At 59.9% G+C, this 13,276-nt stretch carries 13 protein-coding genes; 12 read left to right on the top strand and 1 reads right to left on the bottom strand.

Annotated elements, in window-relative coordinates:
* The first annotated feature begins 28 nt into the window (after window positions 1-28).
* The 3 genes from RLO07_RS17680 (at window position 29) to RLO07_RS17670 (ending at window position 3,752) form a co-directional block, all read left to right on the top strand.
* A complete protein-coding gene (locus RLO07_RS17680) occupies window positions 29-1,000 on the top strand; it encodes an AraC-like ligand-binding domain-containing protein (RefSeq protein WP_462293461.1) in 972 nt (323 codons plus the stop codon).
* Window positions 1,001-1,243: 243 nt separating this feature from the next.
* The gene (locus RLO07_RS17675) at window positions 1,244-1,732 is read left to right on the top strand and encodes a YybH family protein (RefSeq protein WP_462293460.1); all 489 of its coding nucleotides are present in this window, start codon (window positions 1,244-1,246) and stop codon (window positions 1,730-1,732) included.
* Between the two features lie 52 nt (window positions 1,733-1,784).
* On the top strand, window positions 1,785-3,752 hold the full coding sequence (locus tag RLO07_RS17670) for an NAD(P)-binding protein (protein ID WP_462293459.1): 1,968 nt from the start codon (window positions 1,785-1,787) through the stop codon (window positions 3,750-3,752).
* On the opposite strand, the gene RLO07_RS17665 is transcribed toward RLO07_RS17670, so the two are convergent.
* Window positions 3,727-4,407: a TetR/AcrR family transcriptional regulator gene (locus tag RLO07_RS17665; RefSeq protein ID WP_462293458.1), complete on the bottom strand. Its 681-nt coding sequence runs from the start codon at window positions 4,405-4,407 to the stop codon at window positions 3,727-3,729. The two genes, RLO07_RS17670 and RLO07_RS17665, sit on opposite strands and share 26 nt — an antisense overlap.
* 197 nt (window positions 4,408-4,604) lie before the next feature.
* Here RLO07_RS17665 and RLO07_RS17660 point away from each other — a divergent pair, with 197 nt between their 5' ends.
* From RLO07_RS17660 to RLO07_RS17620, 9 genes are read left to right on the top strand one after another with little or no spacing between them, the layout of a single operon-like run.
* Window positions 4,605-6,800 (top strand): TonB-dependent receptor, encoded by a 2,196-nt coding sequence (locus RLO07_RS17660; protein ID WP_462293457.1) that lies wholly within the window; start codon window positions 4,605-4,607, stop codon window positions 6,798-6,800.
* Between the two features lie 28 nt (window positions 6,801-6,828).
* Complete coding sequence (locus RLO07_RS17655; protein ID WP_462293456.1) at window positions 6,829-8,250, top strand: aldehyde dehydrogenase family protein; 1,422 nt, start codon at window positions 6,829-6,831, stop codon at window positions 8,248-8,250.
* Window positions 8,251-8,284: 34 nt separating this feature from the next.
* On the top strand, window positions 8,285-9,454 hold the full coding sequence (locus RLO07_RS17650; protein WP_462293455.1) for an amine dehydrogenase large subunit: 1,170 nt from the start codon (window positions 8,285-8,287) through the stop codon (window positions 9,452-9,454).
* A 1-nt stretch (window position 9,455) separates the two neighbouring features.
* Window positions 9,456-9,995 (top strand): MauE/DoxX family redox-associated membrane protein, encoded by a 540-nt coding sequence (locus RLO07_RS17645; RefSeq protein WP_462293454.1) that lies wholly within the window; start codon window positions 9,456-9,458, stop codon window positions 9,993-9,995.
* Between the two features lie 4 nt (window positions 9,996-9,999).
* Entirely contained in the window at window positions 10,000-10,620 is a 621-nt protein-coding gene (locus RLO07_RS17640) for a redoxin domain-containing protein (RefSeq protein ID WP_462293453.1), read from the top strand.
* Entirely contained in the window at window positions 10,617-11,135 is a 519-nt protein-coding gene (locus RLO07_RS17635; protein ID WP_462293452.1) for a methylamine dehydrogenase light chain, read from the top strand. Before RLO07_RS17640 ends, RLO07_RS17635 begins: the two co-directional genes overlap by 4 nt.
* Complete coding sequence (locus RLO07_RS17630; protein ID WP_462293451.1) at window positions 11,135-11,560, top strand: c-type cytochrome; 426 nt, start codon at window positions 11,135-11,137, stop codon at window positions 11,558-11,560. The genes RLO07_RS17635 and RLO07_RS17630 overlap by 1 nt, the downstream gene beginning before the upstream one ends.
* Before the next feature lie 6 nt (window positions 11,561-11,566).
* Entirely contained in the window at window positions 11,567-12,130 is a 564-nt protein-coding gene (locus tag RLO07_RS17625; RefSeq protein WP_462293450.1) for a c-type cytochrome, read from the top strand.
* Between the two features lie 19 nt (window positions 12,131-12,149).
* Entirely contained in the window at window positions 12,150-13,235 is a 1,086-nt protein-coding gene (locus tag RLO07_RS17620; RefSeq protein ID WP_462293449.1) for an AraC family transcriptional regulator, read from the top strand.
* Window positions 13,236-13,276: the final 41 nt, after the last annotated feature.

Here is a 13,276-nt window from a genome sequence, read left to right as displayed (position 1 = left end):
TGGGAGCGAAACAAGGGTCGGATTGGCAATGCTGACGACTACCGCATCTCTGGAACGCTTTGATGACCAGGTCAGGGAAACGTTTTTTCCCATGGACTGCGAGCTGGCGCGGGATTATCCCGGCGAATTCCGCGGCCTGCTCAATTCACGCCAGCTTGGCCAACTCGGATTTGCCGCGGTCAAAAGCACCCCCCTGGACGTTTACCGGCGCCGCAGCCATATTGGCGAGGTGGCGGATTCCATCTACCTGGTGAAGGTGCAAGTGGCGGGCGAAAGCCAGATTATCCAGCGCGGCCGTGAGGCCCACCTGCAGCCTGGAGACTTTACCCTCTGCCTCAGCTCAGAACCCTACGAGCTGCATTTTGCAGACGAGTATTCCCAGGTGGTGCTGGCTATTCCCTCGGCGCTGATGGAAGAGTGTGTACACCAGCCAGAGCGGCACCTCGGCGTACGCATGGCTGCCCAGAACGGCGCCAACGGTTTGTTCTCGCAGTTCGTGACCTCCATCGCGCAAAAACTGGATGGCATGGACGGTGTGCTGGCCCAGCGCCTGGAGGCCAACGTGATTGACCTGCTGGCCACCACCCTCGGTTACACCGGAGAAGCCCAGCGCCGCGATCTGCTGTGTAATGGCGTCAGGCAGGAATACCTCAACAGGATCCGCCAGTTCATTCGCAAGCACCTCGGTGATCAGCGCCTGACTCCGGACTGGATCGCCGCCGCTCACAACATTTCAACCCGTTATCTGCACATGCTGTTCGAGGCGGAGAGCGTTTCGATTTGCCGGTACATCCAGCAGTTGCGCCTTCAGGCCTGTAGCCAGGCACTGGTGGACGGTGCCTTTGCCCACTTTACGGTGGCCGAAGTGGCGTACCATTTCGGTTTCAAGGACGCATCTCATTTCAGCCGCGCGTTCAAGGCGGAGTTCGGCGCAACGCCGGTGCAGTTCCGGCGTGAACATGCCGCCGGTGTCAAAGGTATTTCCCTGCCTGATCAGTGATCATCGCGGCGGCCGCCTGGCGCCAGTTCGGTGCTGAACGCCCGGTCCAGCCATGCATTGCCCGTGAAACCTCAATCGCGAGTCGATGTAGTCACGACCCTCCGATAATTGGTTATGAGCTAGCTTCTTCTTAGAGTGAAAAATTCTTTGACGGCAGCTGTTCGGGATCTTAGTATTATTGGTCATATGACCTAATAAACATGCGTGCGCATGTCCGTCGTGAAGAGGTGAAGGGTGCTCGGTATGAAAACAGCAAAGTCCTTGATTCTGAGCTGGCTGCTCGCCTGTCCCGGTCTGATGGCCGGGGATGCGACCCAACTGGCGCATTTCAAAGCCGCTATCGAAACAAAATACAGCCTGAAAGAGGCAGCGTTCGCCGCTGCTGACGCCACGCCGATCATCGAAAACTTTTATACTGACGATGTGATCGCAACCGATAACGAAGGCAAAACCCTGTTTGGCAGGGCTGCAATCCGGCCACTCTACGAGGGACTTGTGCAGGACTTCAATGTGAGCGTGGAGTCAGTGCATACCTACGTCAATGGAGATGCAGGCTGGGATTGGGCCAATTTCCACGTCGTGCCCAAAGACCCGCAAGCCCAGGGCTTCTCCTTCAAGATACTGTTTTTGTGGGAGAGGATCGACGGCGAGTGGTGGTGCAAGGGTGATATGTATGTGCTCGGTGCTTTTGATGTTGCAGGCACCCCGCAGCGCCAGACTCTGAACCCATAGTGATTTGATCTGCACTGGGGACCCTGGCTGCGAACAATTGGAGGGTTATGCCATGAGCGACAAAAAAGCCGACGGAAATCGGGAGCTTGGTCCAGAGGTTACACGGCGCGACTTTGTCGGTGGCACGCTGGTCGGGGCGGGAGCTTCCTTGCTGGCGATGAAGGCCCCAGGTGCTCTCGCGCAGACTCAAGCCAATCAATTCAAGCTGGGACGATCCATGCCCATGCCGTTAACCGGCCTGGGTCCCGATTGGACTGGGCCCGGTGGCGTGGGTGATTATGCGAATGCGAACGGCAACACTCATGAATTGGTAAACGCCGCACACACTATTCGAAACCGCGATTTCAAGCGAGTTGTGCGGTCGGCCGAAGATACGGGTGAGGTATACGACCTTGTTGTCGTTGGTGCCGGTTTTGCCGGGCTCGCGGCTGCATACCGTTATCGCACAGAGCGCCCGAACAGCAAGGTTATTGTATTTGATGCTGCCCCCATTTTTGGAGGCGAGGCCAGACAAAACGAATTCGAAGTGGATGGCTATCGTCTCTGGGGGCCCCAGGGATCAAATGGAAACGTGTACCCGATCGACGAGGCGATTGATGCAGGCTTCGGGGCACCCCTCTGGCGCGAACTGAATTTGCCGGAACAGTTCGAGTGGCAGGATGCAGAGGGCCTCTCCAGAAAAATCACGATCCCCATGGATGTGTACAGTCCCATGCACGTGTCGTGGGAAAGCGCGGACCAGGCATTTTTCTATGAAGATCACGGCTTCGTGCTTAATCCCTGGCAGAACCGCTTTGCTGAGGCGCCTATTCCGGATCAGCTGAAGCAGGACATGATCTGGATGGAGACTTATCGGCAGCCACCGCAACGCGATGATTGGCAGCAGTGGCTTGATTCAATGACCTACAAGGATTTCCTGGTCAATGAAATGGGCATCAAGAGTGATGTGCATACCTACCTCAACCCACAGATGGCCGCGATGGGTACCGGGCTTGGCTCAGATGTCGCATCTGCCTATTCCGCCTACCGGTTTTTGCAACCGGGAGTGGTTGCCTATGACCGCTATCCGGGCCCACCTTTCTCTGATCCCACGGATCGCGTTTGGCTGGCAAGCTTTCCGGGTGGAAACACGGGACAGCTGCGTTACATTGTGAAGAACCTGATTCCGGGGGCGTTCCCCGGAGGGATGGGTCTGACTGATGTGCTATTTGGTTCCGTGCAATGGCAAAACCTGGACAGGGCCAATGAGCCCGTGCGCATTCGCCTGTCCTCCATGGTTGTCGATGTTAGACACATAGGCCACTCCGATTCAGCAAAAAACGTCAGCGTAACCTATCAAAACAATGGTCAACTCAGGAGACTGACCGGGAAAAACGTCATTGTCGCCGGTCAGCAGCATCTGAACAAGCGCATCGTCAGCGATTTGCCGCCGCACCTCCTGGATGCCATGGATACCTTTATGCATGCGCCGATCGCAACCGTGAATGTGGCGCTGCGGAATTGGAAATTTCTTGACCAGCTTGGAGCCAGCGCTGTGCGCTGGTTTGGTGAGTTTGGCTGGTTCTTCAGCTTGCGCCGGCAGATGATCATTGATGGCAAGGCCCCCATGCCTCTCGACCCATCGAAGCCGACCGTGGTGACCCTGTACAACTCCTTTTGTAACCCGGGATTATCGCCGGAACAGCAGACGGTAGCTGCGCGGATGCAGCTGTTCGGCATGTCGTACAAGGACATTGAGCGAAAAGTCGTTGATCAATTTACCAAAATGTTCGCCCCCTATGGTTTCGATGCCAAGCGTGATATAGCGGGAGTCGTCGTGAATCGCCAGGGTCATGCCTATGTCGTATGTCCTCCGGGCTTTCAGTTTGGTAAAGCGGGCAAGCCAGCTCCGAGAGAAGTCATTCGCGCCGGCTACGGCAGGGTGCGCTTCGCTCATTCGGAACTGGAGGGTGCGCAAATGTGGGAAGGCGCGGTGGCAGAAGGCGAACGAGCAGTCAGGCAGATTCTTGAGTTGGGTTAATCGGATCGGTACCGCTGGCAATAGCCAGTGCGGCTTGGACACAGGCCTCCAGCAGGGCCTGCCGTCGCCCGGTATCGTTGTCCGTGTCGCGGATCAGCAATAGCAGGCCCTCGGTAAGCGCCGCGATCAAGGTGGCGCGCTGTCGGAGCTCGCTTGCAGATAGTTCAGGGTGCAGGGCCCTGATGTGCGCGCTGAGCTGGCCGATGTCAATGGCATAGAGCTCCCTGATATAGTCGCCTTCAAAATCGTCCAGAGACCCCAGCAGGGCCCAGAGCTGGATGAAAAATCGCTGTGTGGAGGATTGGCTGATATCTTCCATGTTCCAGCGCAGGACGGCGGTGAGGCGTGCCAGTGGCTCCTCCGGCGCCGCAGCAATGCAAGCGGCGTAGGCCGCTTCGTAGCGCTCTCCAACGTCCAGGTACAGGGCCCGCGCCAGGTCTTTCCTGGTGGGGAAATAGTACTGTAGATTGGCGAGACCGACTCCGGCCCGATCCGCGACCGCACGCATGGTGAACCGTTCCAGATTCTCTGTCGTGAGCATGTCGCGTGCGGTATGGACCAGCCGCTGTGCAGTAATGCGGCCAGACCGGCGTATGGCCGTGCCGCGTTTGGTGCCCCCCTGGCCCCGGCTTTTCAGCTGCGATTGATTATCCATAGGTGAGCTGCTATACGTTGGTGGATATCGCGAAAGTCTAAAGCAGGGCTCATAGTTTGTCGATTGACCCAATAGCCAGATGTGGCGCTTCGCGCTCAGTCAAGCCATGACTTCGCTGGCGCGCAAACGTCTTCCCGGCAGGTCTGTTTTAATGGCAGGTTACAGAAATTCAGAATGACCACTTAAAGGGATAGCACATGAAGACTGCCAGACGACCCATTCCCAAGGCCTTGTCACATCTTGTGGGTAGCACCGCCATCTGTCTGCTGGCCACAACGGTTCAGGCACAAGTGCTGGAGGAAGTGACCGTCACCGCGCAGAAGCGGGAGCAAAACCTGCAGGACGTGGGGATTTCGGTCACCGCCTTCGACGGCAACCAGCTGGATGCGCTGGGGATGACCAACTCGGTGGATATCACCCAGCAGGTGCCCGCGATGCAGCTGCAGACGTTTACGCCCGCCTTCACCATCATCAACCTGCGCGGCATATCCCAGAACAATTTCCAGGACAATCTTGAGGCACCGGTAGCGGTCTATGTCGATGGGGCCTATGTTCCCAGCATGAACGCGATCAACGGCCAGCTGTTTGATGTCGACCGGGTTGAGGTGCTGCGGGGCCCGCAGGGGACGCTGTTCGGTCGCAATACTACCGGTGGCCTGGTCCACTACCTGACCAACGGCGCCAGGGATCAGGAGTTGAACGGTTACCTGCGCGTGCAGGGCGGCGAATTCGGCATGCGTGCCCTGGAGGGCGCCATCGGTGGCGGCTTCAGTGATACCGTGCGCGGCCGACTGGCCGGTCGTTGGGAGGAAAACGACGGCTACACGGAGTCCGTGGTGCCGGGTATCCGCGACGCGCACGGTGCGGACGGCTACACCCTGCGGGGGTCAGTCCAGGTGGATCTCACCGACGATCTGCTGTTCGACCTGCGGGTGACGAAATCCAAGGATGACGACGTGCCTTCAGGCACCTACTCCATCAACTTCGCCGACTTCGACCCCGAGACCGGCCTGGGCGTCGACGTGCCCGGGCGTCTCACCGGCGGGCTTGAGCATGCCTCCTCCATCGAGGGCAGCTACAGCCGCGACTCCACCAACGTCACCTCAACCCTGACCTGGAATCTGTCGGCGGATGTGGAACTGGTGTCCATCACCAATTACATGGATCTGGACAAGGACTACCTGGAAGACGCCGGTGGCGGTCTGTTTTTCTTCCCCTATGAAAACAATACCGAGTTCGAGACCTTCTCGCAGGAATTCCGCCTGTCGGGAGGCAGCGATCGCCTGCGCTGGCAGACCGGCCTCTACTACCTGGACATGACCACCGAAAACAACTCCAGCGTTCGCGGTGCGGCTATCCTCGAAGGGTCCGGAGCGATCTCCGATTCTGCAGCGCAGTTCACCGATTACACGCTCGACTCCAGCAACTGGTCGGTGTTTGGCCAGGTGGAGTATGACTTTACCCAGCAGTTGACCCTGATTGCAGGCCTGCGCTGGTCCGATGACAGCAAGGACCTGGAGTTCCTGCAGCAGTACGTTGAGCCGGACGCCGGGATTCCCCTGACCCAGGTGTTTGACATTTCCGCGGTGCCGATTGCCGGCCTCGATGAAATCGAATACGACGATGTCGCCGCGCGGCTGCAGCTCAATTACATGACCGGCAACGGTACCCTGGTGTATGGCTCCTGGAACCGCGGTATCAAGGGCGGCAACTGGTCCATCGATCCACTGGGCACGGTTGCTGCCATCGAACCGGGCAACCTCAAGCATGACGAGGAAGTCCTGACGTCCTGGGAGCTGGGCATCAAGACCGACCTGACGGACTTTGCGCGACTCAACGCGGCGATCTACTACTACGACTATGAGGACTACCAGGCGTTCTCGATTCTCGGCCTGACGCCGCAGGTGACCAACTCCGACGCTGACTCCAATGGCGGTGAAGTGGAGTTGACAATCAATCCCATGCCGGGGCTGGATCTCCTGTTCGGTGCGGCCTACATCAATTCCAGCGTGGACGCGGTGCCCGATGTCTTCGGGGGCACGGTTGAAGCGGAGTTCCCCAATGCGCCCAAGTGGAGCTTCAACAGCCTGGTGCGCTACGAGTGGGATGCCTTCGGCGGTAGGCTGGCGGCCCAGGTGGACGGTGTCTGGAACGACAAGCAGTTCATTGAAGCCACCAATTCCGATATCTCCGCAGAGGACTCCTATCTGGTCTGGAACGCGCGCCTGTCCTGGGCCAATGCGAACGATACCTGGGAAGTGGCCGGTTGGGTGAAGAATGCCGGGGACGAAGAGTATCGCCTGTACAACCTGGACCTGGGCTTGCTGGGGATCAGCGAGGAGGTCTTTGCGCCGCCGCGCTGGTATGGCGCCACCGTGACCTACAACTTCTAGCACACAGACAAGAATCGACGGAGTTTTCATGAGCGAGTACCAGATGATCATCAACGGCCAGAAGGTGGGGTCCGATGCCACTTTTCCGGTTATCAATCCCGCCACCGAGGAAGTTGCGGCCCGGTGCCCGAAGGCCACCGAGGCCCATCTCGAGCAGGCGGTTGCGGCAGCCAGGGCGGCGTTCCCCGCCTGGAGTGCGCGGCCCGGCGCCGAGCGCGGCGCCATCATTCATCAGATAGGCCAGGCGATCGAGGAGCACCAGGCGGAACTGGTGTCTCTGCTGACCCTGGAACAGGGCAAGCCCGGCACCGGCTTTGCCGGCATGGGCGCGGCCTTCGAGATCGGTGGCACCCTGGCCTGGTGCCACGCCGCGGCCGACCTGGAGTTGCCGGTGGATGTGATCCAGGACAACGAGGAGGCGCGCATCGAGGTGCACCGCAAGCCGCTGGGTGTGGTGGGCTCGATTACGCCCTGGAACTTCCCGCTCATGATTGCGATTTGGCATGTCATGCCCGCCTTGCGCAGCGGTAACACCGTGGTTTTGAAGCCCTCGGAGTACACGCCGCTGACGACCCTGCGGTTTGCGGAGATCATCAATGACCTGTTGCCTCCTGGCGTGTTCAACGTGGTCACCGGTGATGGCAGTCTGGGGGCGGCCATGACCAATCACCCCGACATCAACAAGATTGTTTTTACCGGCTCCACCGCGACCGGCAAGAAGATCATGCAAAATGCCTCCTGCAACCTCAAGCGCCTGACCCTCGAGCTGGGCGGCAACGACGCGGCCATTGTGTTGCCGGATGTCGATGTGGCGGCGATTGCCCCCAAGGTCTTTGCCACTGCCATGTTCAACAATGGCCAGACCTGCGCCGCGCTCAAGCGCCTGTACGTGCACGAGGATATTTACGAGGAGATGTGCGATGCCCTGGTGGCGCTGGCGAACAGCGTCACGACAGCGGACGGCAGCACCGACCCCGACTTTGGCCCGGTCCAGAACAAGGCCCAGTTCGCCAAGGTCTGTGCCATGGCAGACGAAGCCAGGGCGAGTGGCGCGCGTTTTCTTACCGGTGGCGAGCCCATGCCTGGTCCGGGGTACTTCTATCCGGTTACTATTGTGGCGGACATTGCCGATGATACCCGGCTGGTGCGGGAAGAGCCCTTCGGGCCGATTTTGCCGGTCATGAAGTTCAGTGACGTGGAAGATGCCCTGCGCCGCGCCAATGACAGCCCCAGTGGGCTCGGCGGTTCTGTGTGGTCGGGCGACCCGCAGAAAGCGGCGGCGCTGGCCAGTCGCCTGGAGTGCGGTACCGCCTGGGTCAATACCCATGCCATGATTCAGCCCGATGCGCCTTTTGGAGGTTCGAAGGAGTCCGGCATCGGGGTGGAGTTCGGGCGTTACGGTCTGGAGGAGTACACCAATATCCAGACGGTCTATATCAGCAAGACCTGAGACGGGAAAACAGACTATGTGGAAAGGACCTGAAATGCGCGCATTAGCCGCTGTGCTCTGTGGTTTGGTGGCAGCGACACAGTCATCGGCCAGCGACCAACCACCGCCACTGCCGGTGGAACCCATTGGCATTGTCGAGACCCTGCCACGGGATTACCCCGAAAGCTGGTTCCTGGTGCACGATGCTGCGTTCTACCATATGTCCGATGGCAAGGTCTGGGTGCTGGATAGCAACGAGGACACGGTAGCGCAGCAGGTACAGGGCAGTTTCAACGTTGCGATGATCGGCAATATCAAGCAGTCGGCCAGTCGCGCCGAGATCTACGCGACCGAAACCTTCCAGACCCGTGGTGCTCGCGGCGAGCGCACCGATGTTCTCACGATCTGGGATCAGGAAAACCTGAGCCCGGTAGCGGAGGTGGTCCTGCCCCAGGGCAAGCGTTTCATGGGACTGCCGGAGCGCGATGCGCTGTTGCTGCTGAACGAGGACCGCTGGCTGGCCGTTGCCAACTTCAGTCCCGCCGCGTCGGTCACACTGGTGGATCTCGAGGAGCGCAGGATCATCGGTGATATCGGTACTCCGGGCTGTGTCCTCACCTATCCCGCCGGCGAGCGCGGTTTCAGTTCACTCTGTGCCGATGGTCGCTTCCTGAGCACCGAACTGGCCGCGGATGGCAGTATCGTGACACAGGTGCGCACCGAGCCCTTCTTCGATTCAGATGATTCACCGATTTTCGAGCGCCCCGCCATTATCGGCGACATGGCCTACTTCCCAACTTTCGCCGGCGAAGTCATTCCCGTCGATGTCAGTGGCAAGGTGGCCGAGGTGGGGACAGCCTGGCACCTGGTGCCCGAAGCCGAGCGGGCACAGGACTGGGCTCCCGGTGGTATCGGCATCACCGCGGAGGACGACCTGGGCCGCTTCTACGTACTGATGCATCCCGAAGCCCAGGATGGCAGCCACAACGGTGGTGGCGCCGAGGTATGGGTCTATGATCCCGCCAGCCAGACGCGGGTGGCCCGTATTGCCTTGCGGGAGTGGGGCCTGTCACTGGCGGTCAGCCGGGGCTCGGAGCCGAAGTTGCTGGTCACCAATCCCGTGGACATGAGCCTGGAACTGTATGATGCACTGAGCGGTGAGTTTCTCAAAACCATCACCGGCCTGGGTCAGAACACGCCGCTGATGTTGCATGGTGCCCGCTAGCATGCTGTTGCCGGAAGTGGTGGCCATTGCCCTGGCGGGCTTCGTCGCCTGGCTGTTCGTGGTTGCCGGCCTGCACAAGCTTCGATACCCGGCGCAGTTCAGCGAACTCGCGGCGCAGTATCTGCCGGCGCCGCTGCGACCCCTGTGGCGGGACGTACTGGTTTACCCGGTCGGTGTTGTGGAAATTGTGATCGCGCTGGCGCTGTTGCCGCCACAGACGCGGGCAGCCGCTGCGATCGCAGCCGCCGCCCTGCTGGCCGCCTACGCGCTGATGATGGCCTGGCAACTGGTGCTGGGGCGCCGCGACCTGCGGTGTGGCTGTGCCGGCCCGGCGTCGGAGGTGCTGGTTAGCCCGGCACTGGTGGTCCGCAATCTGTTGATCGCGGGATTGGCCCTGCTGTTGGCGTTACCGCTCGAGCCCATGGCCCTGTCGGGCGCCGGTATCCTGCTGGCGCTGTGCATGGCCGGATTTCTCGTCGCCCTGTACCTCGGCGCCGAACAATTGATAAGCAATAGCCAGCACATGGCCAGGAGCAGGTAGGACTATGGAGTTGTTGGTAATTTCGAACATTGTCCTGTGGCTGGGCTTCGTCGCCATGGTGCTGGTCAACCTGGCGCTTGCTCGCCAGATTGGCGTTCTCTACGAGCGGGTGGCGCCCGCTGGAGCGCTGATGCTGAACCAGAAGCTGAAGGTGGGTTCTCCTGCGCCCGAGCTTGCACTGGCGACGCTTGACGGGCGCTCCGAGCAAATCGGTGGGGCGGGCAGGGCCAAGTCCCAGTTGCTGTTTTTCCTGTCACCGGACTGCCCCATCTGCAATGAGCTGACGCCGGCACTGAAGTCTGCGGCACGCGCAGAGGCTGACTGGGTGGAGGTGGTGCTGGTCAGTGATGGCGATGAGCAGGATCACGCGGGCTATGTCAAGCGCAAGGAATTGGCAGGCTTTCCCTACGCGGTATCGGAAATTGCGGGCAAGGCCTTCGGGGTATCCAAACTGCCCTATGGGGTATTGATCGATGAGCAGGGCACGATCGCCTCCATGGGTATCATCAATTCACGTGAACACCTGGACAGCCTGTTTGAAGCCAAGGAACGAAAGGTCGCGTCAATACAGGACTATATGAGCAAGCGCGAAGCCGTGCACTATGTGGAGGCAGACAAGGCATGAATTTCTTTGACAGGGTATTTGAGCAGCGCAGCAGGCAACTGGCGCAACACAGCTCCCGCCGCGGGCTGCTGAAAGGACTTGGCGCCATGCTGGTCGGTGGTGCCAGCATTCCCCTGTTGCCGGTTGCCCGTGCTGCCGGTAACGAGGGCACGGGACGACCGGTGGAGGAAGGTGACCCCAGCAGCTGTGACTATTGGCGCTACTGTGCCATCGACGGCTTTCTCTGTGATTGCTGTGGTGGCAGCGCCAACACCTGTCCTCCCGGTACTGAAATGTCACCGGTGACCTGGATCGGGACCTGTCACAATCCGGCGGACGGTCGCAATTACGTGATTTCCTACAACGATTGCTGTGGCAAGTCTTCCTGTGGTGCCTGCCTGTGCATGCGCGACGAGGGCGATCGTCCGGTCTACCGGCCCGACAAGACCAATGACCTGAACTGGTGTCTGGGTACTGCCAGTGTCACCTATCACTGTTCAACGGCCATTGTGGTCGGCGTGGCGTTTGACGACTGATGTTCAGGCTGATCCTGCTGCCGGTTCTGCTCTGGTCCACTGCGCTGCTGGCGGCGGCCGACGATAGTGGCCGGGTAGTATTCGACTACCAAATGAACTGCCAGGGCTGCCACACACCGGACGGATCCGGGTCCGGTAGTGTGCCGGCCATGAAAGGACACGTTGGTGTGTTTCTCCAGAGTGAGGCAGGGCGCGAATATCTGGTGCGGGTACCCGGTTCGGCAACGTCCGCGCTGAGTGACGAGCGCCTGGCGGCGGTGCTGAACTGGATAGTGTATGAGTTTGCCGGCGACAGCCTGCAATTACCCTTCACACCCTTTACCGCCGCTGAAGTCGGGCCGCTGCGCAAGAATCCGTTGAATGAAGTGGATGACTACCGGGAACAAGTTTTGCGCGCTATCGCCGGCGCCGATGCGAGAGAGTAGAACCTTATGAAAAAGCATTTGATTGTGGGCGCCGCGCTGCTTGCGGCTCTTGTTACTGGCGCGGCACAGGCCGAGGCGCCGCCGAAACAGGTTCAGGCCTGTGTGGCCTGTCACGGAGCCAACGGCGTGTCCGGCACCCCTGCCTGGCCCAATCTGGCGGGGCAACACGAAACCTATCTGGCACAGCAGCTCACGGCCATGCGTGCCGGTGAACGCAGCAATCCGCTGATGGACCCTTTCGTGCAGAATCTGAGCGATGATGACATTCGCGTCCTCGCGTCCTGGTATGCGGCGCAGGAACCGGCCACCGCGGCCAATGGCGATACCGGGTTGGTGGAGCGGGGCAGGCAACTTTCCGGAGGCTGCACCGCCTGTCACGGTTTCGCCGGCAAGCCGGTCGCCGATGCATGGCCGATCCTCGCGGGGCAGCACGCAGCCTATTTGCGGACCCAACTGCAGGCCTACAAGCACGATGTGCGCATCCATCCCTTCATGCAGGCTGCGCTAGCGAATGTAGCCGAAAAGGACTTCGAAGCGCTGGCTGCCTACTACAGCCAGCTTCAGCGCTGAGTGGGGGTGCCGGCTTGCAATGAATCGCCCCGGGGCTGAAGTCGCTGCTCTGGAAGCGCTGCGCCAGACGCCGGTGCAGAATGAACTTGAGCCATCCCTGTCCCCTCGCTTTGTCGCCTATGTGCGTGATTACCTGCTGGATCACGGCATTGCTCCGGAACCGGTATTTCGCCAGTGCGGTATTGAGTCCAGCCGCTGTGAAGAGCTGGATGCGGCGGTACCGGCGCGCCAGATCGCGAGCCTGCTGGAGTTGGCGGCGCAGTACAGCGACAACCCCTGCATGGGGCTGCACATGGCCCAGCGCTATCACTATGAATCCGCCAGCCTGCTTATCCTGGCCATGCTGGCTGCGCCCTCTGTAGGGGATGGCATCCGCTGCCTGTGCCACTATGACCGCTATGTCGATACCGCAATTGCAATCAACTTCGATTTCAGCAAGTCACTGGCTGAATTCAGTTATCGGGTAATCGTTCCCGAGGGAGTGGCGGTCAAGCAGCTGAACGAGTACCTGCAGGGCTTTCTGGTGCAGGCGCTCAATACCGCCACGCGGATACCAGTTCCCATCAAGCAGGTCTGTTTCAGCCACGACGACGACCGCAATGCAGAGGCACTGGAAGCGTTCTTCAAGGCACCCGTGAAGTTTTCCTGCCCGGATAACCGGCTGTTTTTCGATCGCAGCTACCTGCAGGAGCGATTCCACACCAGTCACAATCTGCTGCACGAGATTCTCGTCAACGCGATGAAGACCTATTTCGTCTCGGAGCAGTCGGGCAATGGATTTGTCGACATTCTCTGCCGGGAAATCATTCGCTGTGGCGCGGACGAGTCCGCCACTCTGGAAAAGATCGCGGAACGGCTGGCCATCTCTCCCCGCACCTTGCGGCGCAGATTGTCCAGCGAGGGTCGCAGTTTTCGGGAGGTAAAGAACCTGGCCCGGGCCAAACGCGCCAAATACTATCTCCGGCGCACCACCATGCCCATCGCCGAAATCGCCTATGAGCTGGGTTTTTCCGAGCTCAGCGCCTTCAGTCGTGCCTTTCGCTCCTGGGTGGGGCAGGCCCCGCAGGCTTATCGCGAGCAGGGCGAGCCATTGAGCGGTGAATAGAATCTTGCTGCGTACTGAATTGCGCAGGGACTGCGCTTCCA

The organism is Haliea sp. (assembly GCF_040221975.1).
GTDB lineage: Bacteria > Pseudomonadota > Gammaproteobacteria > Pseudomonadales > Halieaceae > Haliea.
This window is presented reverse-complemented; position numbering and strand designations above follow the sequence as displayed.

Bases quoted from the DNA above. Each gene is read 5' to 3' on its own strand.
- RLO07_RS17625 (WP_462293450.1), top strand. From the start codon at position 11,567: ATGAAAAAGCATTTGATTGTGGGCGCCGCGCTGCTTGCGGCTCTTGTT.
- RLO07_RS17640 (WP_462293453.1), top strand. From the start codon at position 10,000: ATGGAGTTGTTGGTAATTTCGAACATTGTCCTGTGGCTGGGCTTCGTC.
- RLO07_RS17680 (WP_462293461.1), top strand. From the start codon at position 29: ATGCTGACGACTACCGCATCTCTGGAACGCTTTGATGACCAGGTCAGG.
- RLO07_RS17620 (WP_462293449.1), top strand. From the start codon at position 12,150: ATGAATCGCCCCGGGGCTGAAGTCGCTGCTCTGGAAGCGCTGCGCCAG.
- RLO07_RS17650 (WP_462293455.1), top strand. From the start codon at position 8,285: ATGCGCGCATTAGCCGCTGTGCTCTGTGGTTTGGTGGCAGCGACACAG.
- RLO07_RS17645 (WP_462293454.1), top strand. From the start codon at position 9,456: ATGCTGTTGCCGGAAGTGGTGGCCATTGCCCTGGCGGGCTTCGTCGCC.
- RLO07_RS17655 (WP_462293456.1), top strand. From the start codon at position 6,829: ATGAGCGAGTACCAGATGATCATCAACGGCCAGAAGGTGGGGTCCGAT.
- RLO07_RS17630 (WP_462293451.1), top strand. From the start codon at position 11,135: ATGTTCAGGCTGATCCTGCTGCCGGTTCTGCTCTGGTCCACTGCGCTG.
- RLO07_RS17660 (WP_462293457.1), top strand. From the start codon at position 4,605: ATGAAGACTGCCAGACGACCCATTCCCAAGGCCTTGTCACATCTTGTG.
- RLO07_RS17675 (WP_462293460.1), top strand. From the start codon at position 1,244: ATGAAAACAGCAAAGTCCTTGATTCTGAGCTGGCTGCTCGCCTGTCCC.
- RLO07_RS17665 (WP_462293458.1), bottom strand. From the start codon at position 4,407: ATGGATAATCAATCGCAGCTGAAAAGCCGGGGCCAGGGGGGCACCAAA.
- RLO07_RS17670 (WP_462293459.1), top strand. From the start codon at position 1,785: ATGAGCGACAAAAAAGCCGACGGAAATCGGGAGCTTGGTCCAGAGGTT.
- RLO07_RS17635 (WP_462293452.1), top strand. From the start codon at position 10,617: ATGAATTTCTTTGACAGGGTATTTGAGCAGCGCAGCAGGCAACTGGCG.